Origin of the sequence: Chengkuizengella axinellae (assembly GCF_030730905.1) — a bacterium.
Lineage (GTDB): Bacteria > Bacillota > Bacilli > Paenibacillales > KCTC-33759 > Chengkuizengella > Chengkuizengella axinellae.
The window spans coordinates 1-8,023 of sequence record NZ_JAVAMP010000029.1 but is presented as its reverse complement, the minus strand read 5'-3'; the positions used below and the strand labels follow the sequence as shown (position 1 = coordinate 8,023).

The window sequence follows — 8,023 nt, the reverse complement described above, 5'->3', positions numbered from 1 at the left end:
CACTCTTAGAAAAGTATATTCCGAAAACTGGACAAAAAAACGTGGGTCCATGCAAAAAGAATTCACAGGTCATACAACAGATTACTTCATAGACAGTGTGCCTGTTCCAAAGACTAAATACAAAAAGAAAATTGAAGAGATTATTGATGAAGATATATTCAAACTCCTTACGAACCCTGCTTATTTCAACGAACAACTTGACTGGAAAAAGAGAAGGGAAGTTCTGCTCCAAGTTTGCGGTGACGTGACAGATCAAGAAGTCATTTCAAACAATGATCATCTTATTAAACTTCCTAGTATCTTAGGAAGTCGGACTATCGATGAACACAAAATTATGATCCAAAGTCAGAAGAAAAAATTAAATAAAGAAATTGAAAATATTCCAGTCCGCATCGATGAAGCTTATCGTTCTATGCCAGATACTAACGGTTTAAGTTTAGAGTTTATAGAGGTGAAAATTAGCGAATTAAAAGAACAGATCAAAGGAAAAGAAGAAGAACTATTTCGCATTCAATCTGGTGGAGAAATTGCACTTAAAGAAAAGCGTTTAAGAGAAATTGAAAGTGAGCAGCTTGAAATAAAAAACAGGTTGCAGTCTGATGTAATGGATCGGGTTAGTGCTCAAGGTAATGTTGTTTCTCGATTGAATAGAACAGTAAATGATGCTATGCACAAAATTTTTAAATTAGAAAGTTTGATTGATAGTAATACAGAAATAATCGAACTTAAAGACGATGAAGTCAACAACATAAGGGATCGTTGGCACGAAATAAATAAAGTGGAATTTGAACAAAAGCATGATGATAATTGTCCGACGTGTGGACAAACATTGCCAGAAAAAGAAGTTAAGGCTGCGCATGAAAAAGCACTATCCGATTTTAACCTTCGTAAATCTGAGCAGTTAACTGAAATCACAACAAAAGGCAAAGTATTAACTGACGAAATTATAAAGCTTAAGGAACAAAATGAGGAGTTGTTAAAAGAGAACAAAACCTTATCCGAACAGTTAAATCAAGCTAAGTTAGAGCTAGAAAAAGAAGAACAAACTTTAAAAGAGTTGCAGTCTAACTCATGCGCATTCCAGTTAGATCCTGAATACGGTCAAAAACAAAATGATGTAACGGAAATTCAATTAGAGATTCAAGAACTTAAAGAGTCAGTAACAGGGGCTGGAAATAAAGTGAAAGAGTCCATTCTAAAATTGCGCATTAGTGTTGATGAACTAGAGAAGGATAGAACAAAGTTTGATCAGGTTACCTTCATTGAAAAACGGATCGAAGAACTAAAAAAACAAGAGGAAAAACTAGCTGGGGAATATGAAGGATTAGAACATGATCTATATCTCATTGAAGAATTTTCTAGAGCAAAAGTTAATTTGTTAGAACAGAAGATTAATTCCAAATTCAAATATGCTCAATTTAAACTTTTTGAACAACAAGTTAACGGTGGGTTAAATGAAGTTTGTGAAACTCTATATAGAGGTGTGCCATACACTGGTGGTTTAAACAACGCAGCAAGAATTAATGTTGGACTAGATATTATAAATACTCTATCAGAACACTTCGGATTTACAGCTCCTATTTTTATAGATAATGCCGAAGCAGTAACAAGTTTTATAACTACAAATACTCAAGTGATTAGATTAGTTGTTAGCGCTAAAGACAAGCAATTAAGAGTAGAAAATGAATTGCAAAGGGAGGCAGTTTAATGAGTGAATTTTCAACAGCACTAGCAAAGGTTACAGACACTTATGCACCAATGATTGAACGTCAGTTGGTCGGAAATGGTGTTCAGATGGATGAATACTCAAAACAATGTGTAGTAAGTGCAATATCTGCAATTAACAGTGTTTTAGATGTTAAAAACCTAGCTTGGAATGCTGAAGAACTAGACCAAAGTAACGTTACTCAAATTCTGTTAAACGTCGCTTCCCTAAAGTTGAACGCAGCTGCAAGCCCTAAAGAAGTGTATTTCTCCATTCGAAAAGTGAAGATGGGTGACAAGTGGAAAAAACAAATTGAAATGGGGATTGAAGGTGACGGAAATGATGCAATCCTATCTAGGTTCGGACGTGATGTTAAGAAAGTCGGTCAATTCTGGTTAGTTCGAGAAGATGATGACTTTGAATATCCGAAGTATAACGGTTTTGAAACAACCCCACCTCAGTGGACTCCAAAAGGTACAGGTGATGTGGTCAGGATTGTTTATCCTATTATAAAAAATGATGATACTCATGAATATTACATTGCTGAACGTGCAGACGTTGCAAGAAACTTAGTTGCACATATCAATAACAACCTCATGAATGAGACGTTTGGAATTTGTAAAAACCGATATGAAGCAAAACCACAAGAAAAACAACAGATTAACGAGAAAAAAGTTGAGGTATTAAAGAAAGCAAAAGAGTTGGGTTTAGATGCTTTGGATGATGTTGAAATGCAAAAATATATCAGTCCAGCTTGGAAGGAATACCAGAGCAGAGAACAGATGCTCATTCGCAAAATGAGAAACAACATTGTCAAAAAAATCCCTAAAAACTTCGGATCTGCCTTTGTTGAAATGGTCCATAGTGAAGTGACAGACGATACTGCAGTTAAGGTGCGAAAAGAAATAAATGAAAATGCAAATAGTGAAGTGATTGATGTTGAGATAGTAGAACCAGAGAACTTAAAGGAGACAAAAGACGAACCTCAGCCAGAAGAAACACCGACTGAGAAAGTTGAAGAAGGACCTGGTTTCTAATGATAGAGATTACAACACTTGCTTCTAGTTCTAAAGGAAATTGTTACAAGGTTACTGACGGAGAAACCGCACTTTTATTAGAGTGCGGCATCCGTTACAAAGACATTCAAATTGGACTGGAATTTAGAATGAGAGAAATTGCAGGGTGTTTGATCACTCATGAACACAAAGACCATTGTGAGGCTGTGAAAGACATTATGAAATCCATCGATGTATACGCTTCCCAAGGGACGCTGAATGCATTAGGAATCAAAGGACATAGAGTAAAACCAATTTCAGTCAAGAAGCAGCTAACGATAGGAACATGGACTATATTGCCCTTTGATGTGCAGCACGATGTAAACGAACCATTAGGCTTCCTGTTAGCAAATCAGACAGGAGAGAAGCTATTGTTTGCCACAGATACCTATTACCTCAAATACAAGTTCAAAGGGCTTACGCACATCATGATTGAGTGTAACTACTCTATAAAAATACTAAATGAAAACATTCTATCCGGAAGGATTCCAGTGGTGATGAAGAAACGATTGCTTCGCTCTCACTTCAGTTTAGAGAATATTAAAGACTTCTTTAGATCGAATGACTTATCAAAGGTACAAGAGATTCATTTACTACATCTGAGCGATAACAATAGTGATGCAGAATTTTTTAAAAGTGAAATTATGAAACTTACAGGCAAACCTGTATTTGTGGCAGGTGAATGAAGTGGACGTTGAAAGATATAAAAATGAAATTATTAAATATCGTCAAACAGCAGACGCACAAGTAGAAGATAATCCAGGAGCATTAATTAATAAGATAGATTTGCTTTCAAAGTGTCTCGTCTATATTGGGAGATTATCAAGCCATTGCGATGGTAAATACAAACGGATCTACGCACAACGTAAACACGATTATGCCTATGCAGAGATACATTCCAAGTCGCCAAAAAAGGCAAATGCAGAGCTTGCGGTTGCTGCATTAAGAGAGCAAGAAGCAGAGGCATATGAACTGATGCAAAGATGGCGGAACGCTTTTGAAAGTACTCAACAAGAAATAAACGCATTGAAATATAAATTGAAAATAGATTTTGTGGAATTCAATAACGGACGGTGATGCAATTGAATCTAGCAAACCAACCAGTAAGGTCTTATAGCAAAGAAACACAGCTTGCTAGTAAGCGTGTAAAGCCAACTCAAAGGCAAATGGGCGAGATAAGTAATAAGGTTCGGAAGCAAGTAAAAGAACGTTCAAAAGGCATATGTGAGGTCAGAATCAAATGCAGAGGTTCAAGAGCTTATGAACAGGCTCATATAACAGGACGTGGACATATAGACCATAAAACTACAGCAGATGATTTGAAACATGCTTGTGTAGAGTGTCATGACTGGCTAGATGAAACAGTCGAGGGGATTAAATATAAACGAAAGTTGAGGGAAAAAAATGAATTTAGAAAATAGCATTAAGGACGTAATTGCAAAGAAATTAGAAGATGGGACAGTTGATAAGTTAGTTGCTGAACATTTAGAAAAAGGTGTCAATAATGCACTGGATAGTTTGTTTAGATCATATGGTGATGTTACAAAAGTTATTGAAGAGAAAGTAAAATCAGTCATGATTCCGTATCTCGAAAGCTATGATTACAGCGAATATATTACTAAATTAGATTCTGTGTTAGTTGATGTACTTAACTGTTCGGCTTTAGAGAATAAAAAACTACTCGAAAATTTTAAAGAGTTAATGCTTCCGGAAGATATTAAAACAATCAAGGTCACTGAATTGTTTAAACGTTGGATGAAATATGTAGCTAAAAACATAGAGACAGATGACCTAGAAATTTGCTATGAAGATGGACCATCTTACGAATATGTAGAAGTTGGTTTTGAAGTAGAACGTAACGAAGAAAGATCATGGAGTAGTTTTGAACACGCAATAGTGGTGTTTGAGTGTGAAAAAGATGAAAAAATGAATTTTGAAATCAGAATAGATAGGTGGAAAAAATACGATAAGGAAGAATGGAGCATAGATTATAGCTCGAACTATGACATTAATTCTCTAAGACGATTAGGGGAGTTTGAAATTCTGCTCATGAAGTTAGAGCAGAATCATACAAAACTTATTCTTGACTCTCTTGGTGATAGCGATGATGTAGAACCAGAAGAAAAGCCAGAAGTTAGTTTTTCTTAAAGGTGAATCATATGAAAGATATACATGTAATTAGTCTAGGTGCAGGAGTACAGTCCACGACAATGCTTTTAATGGCTTGTCGTGGGGAGTTTGAACCAAAGCCAGACCTAGTTATTTTCTCAGATACAGGATGGGAACCAAAGAACGTTTATGAGCATTTGGAATGGTTGAAAGATGAAGTGAAAAAACATGGGATTGAGATTGCGGTTACTAATAACGGAAATATCAAAGAGGATATTGTCAATTCAATCAATGATTCTAAAAGATTTGCGTCCCTACCTTTCTTTGTAAAAAACAAAGATGGCTCAACTTCAATGGTAAGGAGACAATGCACGAATGAATACAAGATTATGCCAGTTAGAAAGGCAATCAGAAACCATTTAGGATATGTTCCAAAGCAGAGGGTAAAAGAAATGGTACATCTTTGGATGGGAATAAGTACGGATGAAATCCAAAGGGTGAAAGAATCGAGGGAACGTTGGATCACGCATAGATATCCTTTGATTGAAAAGTGGATGACTAGATTAGATTGCATGAACTGGTTACAAAGAAATGGTTATCCTGTACCACCCAAATCTAGCTGTGTTGGTTGCCCTTTTCATGATAATCATATGTGGTTGGATATGAAAAGAAATGATCTTGAGAGTTGGAATGAAGCAGTTGAAATGGACAGGGAAATCAGAAGGTTACCTCAGTTTAAAAACGAGATTTATTTACATCGTTCATGTGTACCACTGGATCAAGTTAACTTCAATGAAAATCAAATAGAAATGTTTGAAGATTGTACAGGATATTGTGGAGTTTAGGAGGTCATTATGCAAGTAAAAATATATCTAACAATATGGCTTCTAGGGGCTAAATTAACGAACAAAATATATTTATTTAAATGGATGATCGGTTTTTGGTTTAATGAGATTAAAAGAAAACCGTACAGAGGTGAGGGAAATGACTATACCAAAAAATTGGTATGAATTAGCTCTAAGATATGATGTGATGAAAGATTTAGAAAAACATCCGGAAATAGCAAATAAGTTAGGTTCATATAAAAACAAATTTATTAAATGGTGCGCTGTACAACGAATTTTATTTGAAGCAGATATATTTGATGAATTTAAAGAGTTTGAAGAAGAGATTATTAACAATCGTCTATATAACAAGGATATAAATTTGTGGAAAGAGATATCAAGAAAAGTATTTGAAAGAGATGATTACACATGTTTTTACTGTGGTGAAAAAGGCGGTTTATTAGAAGTAGATCATATGATGCCTATATCAAGAGGTGGGAGTAATGACTTATCAAACTTAACAACCTCTTGCAGAAGGTGTAATAGACAAAAGAGAGATAAGACAGTGGAAGAATTTAAGGAGTGGAGGGAAAAACAGTGAACAAAGATGCTTATTATTTTTCCCACGACTCAAACGCACGTCATGATCCTAAAATTTTAGCATTGAGAAGTGTTTATGGAATAGAAGGATATGGACGTTATTGGGTGCTAATTGAATTTTTAAGAGAGCAAACGCAATACAAACTTAGAAAATCTAAACACTTATGCAATGCGTTAGCAATGCAAATGCAATGCTCAGCAGATGAAGCGCAAAACTTCTTGCACGATTGCATTAATGAATTTGAATTACTTCTTGAAGATGAAGAATTTATATGGAGCGATTCCTTATTAAAACGAATGATCGAAAAAGATAAAAAATCAGAAAAAGCAAAAAAGGCAGCAAAGAAACGATGGGAAAAAGTCAATAATGACAAGGGTTCTATGCCATCGGAAAGCAAAGAGGATGCAAACGCAATGCAAGCGCATAGCGAAGGCAAAGCATTAAAAGAAAGTAAAGGAAAGGAAAAGAAAGTAAAGGAAAGTAAAGTAAATGAAATAAAAGAAGAAGAAAATATAGAAAACAAAAAAGATCAGGAAGATCAAAAAAATAGTAGTTGTAGTTCTCATTCTTCGAATCCTTTTAAACTTTTTGAAAGTGAAGGATTTGGAACATTATCAGAATTAGTGAGTGATTCCATTGGTGACTTGATAGACACATATACAGAAAGATGGGTATGTGAAGCAATGAAAAAGTCAGTTCTTAAAGGCAAAAGAAACCTTGGATATGTTACTGGCATATTAAAAAACTGGAAAGCTGATGGAATAGATGAACCTTGGGAGAAAGAAGAAAAAGCAAATGATTCTCCTAGATATCAAAGTAAACGTTATGGAAATCAGAAACCTAATATACCAATCATGCAATATACGGAAAATTCAGATGCAGAATTTACACAAGAACAACTGGAAGAAGCTAAGAGATTAGCAAATGAATGGGATAAGCCAGTAGCAGCAGGGATTGATATTGATGAAGATAGACCGTTTTAGGAGGTTGATACTATGCAATACATTGCTTGTGAAGACTTAAACTTCTTCTGGGAAGAAAAAGAAGTTATGAAGTTTGAACAGATGTGGAAAGAAGGATTATGTATTACAGATATAGCTACAGCCTTAGACAGACACCCAAATGATGTTGTGGTGTTGGTCATTGATCGAAGGAAGAAACAGAAGATTCAACCGCGTGACGGTGGATTGTTAGGAAATAGATTGAGAGGGGTAAGTTAAATGGAATTTAGTGAATATCAACATAAAGCAATGAGGACGGTAAACAAGTCACTTGATAAAAAAGAAATGTTATTAAATGCATCACTTGGATTAAGTGGAGAGAGTGGAGAAGTAGCAGACATTATTAAAAAATTTGCTTTTCATGGTCATGAGTTGGACAAAGAAAAGATCCGTAAAGAATTGGGTGACGTTCTGTGGTATCTAGCATTAGCCTCAGAAGCTTTGGGAGTGTCTCTGAATGATATTGCAAGGGGTAATGTGGAAAAACTCTTAAAAAGGTATCCTGATGGCTTTGATAGTGATAGAAGTATCAATCGTGAGGAGGGAGAAAAGTGAAAATCATAGGGCATGGGAGAGTAATACATGGCACTAGAGAATTAATTGTTAAAACAACAGACGGTGAACTAAGATTGCTTACCGAAAATCCTAATGACTATAGCATAATGCTGAATGTCGGTGTTGAAATCAACATTCATGAAAAGTATGAAAAGGTTAAGGAACTTCAACAG

General features: G+C 35.3%; 12 protein-coding genes. All 12 read left to right on the top strand.

The window, feature by feature from the left end:
• Window positions 1-1,708: coiled-coil domain-containing protein (locus Q5Y73_RS24290; RefSeq protein ID WP_305994508.1), on the top strand; the 1,708-nt coding region annotated here is incomplete at its 5' end.
• Complete coding sequence (locus Q5Y73_RS24285) at window positions 1,708-2,742, top strand: hypothetical protein (RefSeq protein WP_305994507.1); 1,035 nt, start codon at window positions 1,708-1,710, stop codon at window positions 2,740-2,742. The genes Q5Y73_RS24290 and Q5Y73_RS24285, both read left to right, overlap by 1 nt.
• Window positions 2,742-3,446, top strand: a complete 705-nt coding sequence (locus Q5Y73_RS24280) for an MBL fold metallo-hydrolase (protein ID WP_305994506.1) — start codon at window positions 2,742-2,744, stop codon at window positions 3,444-3,446. The genes Q5Y73_RS24285 and Q5Y73_RS24280 overlap by 1 nt, the downstream gene beginning before the upstream one ends.
• A 1-nt stretch (window position 3,447) precedes the next feature.
• Complete coding sequence (locus Q5Y73_RS24275; RefSeq protein WP_305994505.1) at window positions 3,448-3,837, top strand: hypothetical protein; 390 nt, start codon at window positions 3,448-3,450, stop codon at window positions 3,835-3,837.
• A gap of 5 nt (window positions 3,838-3,842) precedes the next feature.
• Window positions 3,843-4,181 (top strand): hypothetical protein, encoded by a 339-nt coding sequence (locus Q5Y73_RS24270; RefSeq protein ID WP_305994504.1) that lies wholly within the window; start codon window positions 3,843-3,845, stop codon window positions 4,179-4,181.
• Window positions 4,165-4,908 carry a hypothetical protein gene (locus Q5Y73_RS24265; protein ID WP_305994503.1) on the top strand — a complete coding sequence of 248 codons (744 nt, stop codon included), beginning with the start codon at window positions 4,165-4,167 and terminating at the stop codon, window positions 4,906-4,908. Before Q5Y73_RS24270 ends, Q5Y73_RS24265 begins: the two co-directional genes overlap by 17 nt.
• An 11-nt stretch (window positions 4,909-4,919) precedes the next feature.
• The gene (locus tag Q5Y73_RS24260; protein WP_305994502.1) at window positions 4,920-5,714 is read left to right on the top strand and encodes a phosphoadenosine phosphosulfate reductase domain-containing protein; all 795 of its coding nucleotides are present in this window, start codon (window positions 4,920-4,922) and stop codon (window positions 5,712-5,714) included.
• 9 nt (window positions 5,715-5,723) lie between these two features.
• A complete protein-coding gene (locus Q5Y73_RS24255; RefSeq protein ID WP_305994501.1) occupies window positions 5,724-5,879 on the top strand; it encodes a hypothetical protein in 156 nt (51 codons plus the stop codon).
• Window positions 5,854-6,294, top strand: a complete 441-nt coding sequence (locus Q5Y73_RS24250; RefSeq protein ID WP_305994500.1) for an HNH endonuclease — start codon at window positions 5,854-5,856, stop codon at window positions 6,292-6,294. The genes Q5Y73_RS24255 and Q5Y73_RS24250 overlap by 26 nt, the downstream gene beginning before the upstream one ends.
• Entirely contained in the window at window positions 6,291-7,277 is a 987-nt protein-coding gene (locus Q5Y73_RS24245) for a Lin1244/Lin1753 domain-containing protein (protein WP_305994499.1), read from the top strand. The genes Q5Y73_RS24250 and Q5Y73_RS24245 overlap by 4 nt, the downstream gene beginning before the upstream one ends.
• 12 nt (window positions 7,278-7,289) lie before the next feature.
• On the top strand, window positions 7,290-7,514 hold the full coding sequence (locus tag Q5Y73_RS24240; RefSeq protein WP_305994498.1) for a helix-turn-helix domain containing protein: 225 nt from the start codon (window positions 7,290-7,292) through the stop codon (window positions 7,512-7,514).
• On the top strand, window positions 7,515-7,850 hold the full coding sequence (locus tag Q5Y73_RS24235; protein WP_305994497.1) for a nucleoside triphosphate pyrophosphohydrolase family protein: 336 nt from the start codon (window positions 7,515-7,517) through the stop codon (window positions 7,848-7,850).
• Window positions 7,851-8,023 lie beyond the last annotated feature (173 nt).

Bases quoted from the DNA above. Each gene is read 5' to 3' on its own strand.
- Q5Y73_RS24280 (WP_305994506.1), top strand. From the start codon at position 2,742: ATGATAGAGATTACAACACTTGCTTCTAGTTCTAAAGGAAATTGTTAC.
- Q5Y73_RS24265 (WP_305994503.1), top strand. From the start codon at position 4,165: ATGAATTTAGAAAATAGCATTAAGGACGTAATTGCAAAGAAATTAGAA.
- Q5Y73_RS24255 (WP_305994501.1), top strand. From the start codon at position 5,724: ATGCAAGTAAAAATATATCTAACAATATGGCTTCTAGGGGCTAAATTA.
- Q5Y73_RS24235 (WP_305994497.1), top strand. From the start codon at position 7,515: ATGGAATTTAGTGAATATCAACATAAAGCAATGAGGACGGTAAACAAG.
- Q5Y73_RS24260 (WP_305994502.1), top strand. From the start codon at position 4,920: ATGAAAGATATACATGTAATTAGTCTAGGTGCAGGAGTACAGTCCACG.
- Q5Y73_RS24250 (WP_305994500.1), top strand. From the start codon at position 5,854: ATGACTATACCAAAAAATTGGTATGAATTAGCTCTAAGATATGATGTG.
- Q5Y73_RS24285 (WP_305994507.1), top strand. From the start codon at position 1,708: ATGAGTGAATTTTCAACAGCACTAGCAAAGGTTACAGACACTTATGCA.
- Q5Y73_RS24240 (WP_305994498.1), top strand. From the start codon at position 7,290: ATGCAATACATTGCTTGTGAAGACTTAAACTTCTTCTGGGAAGAAAAA.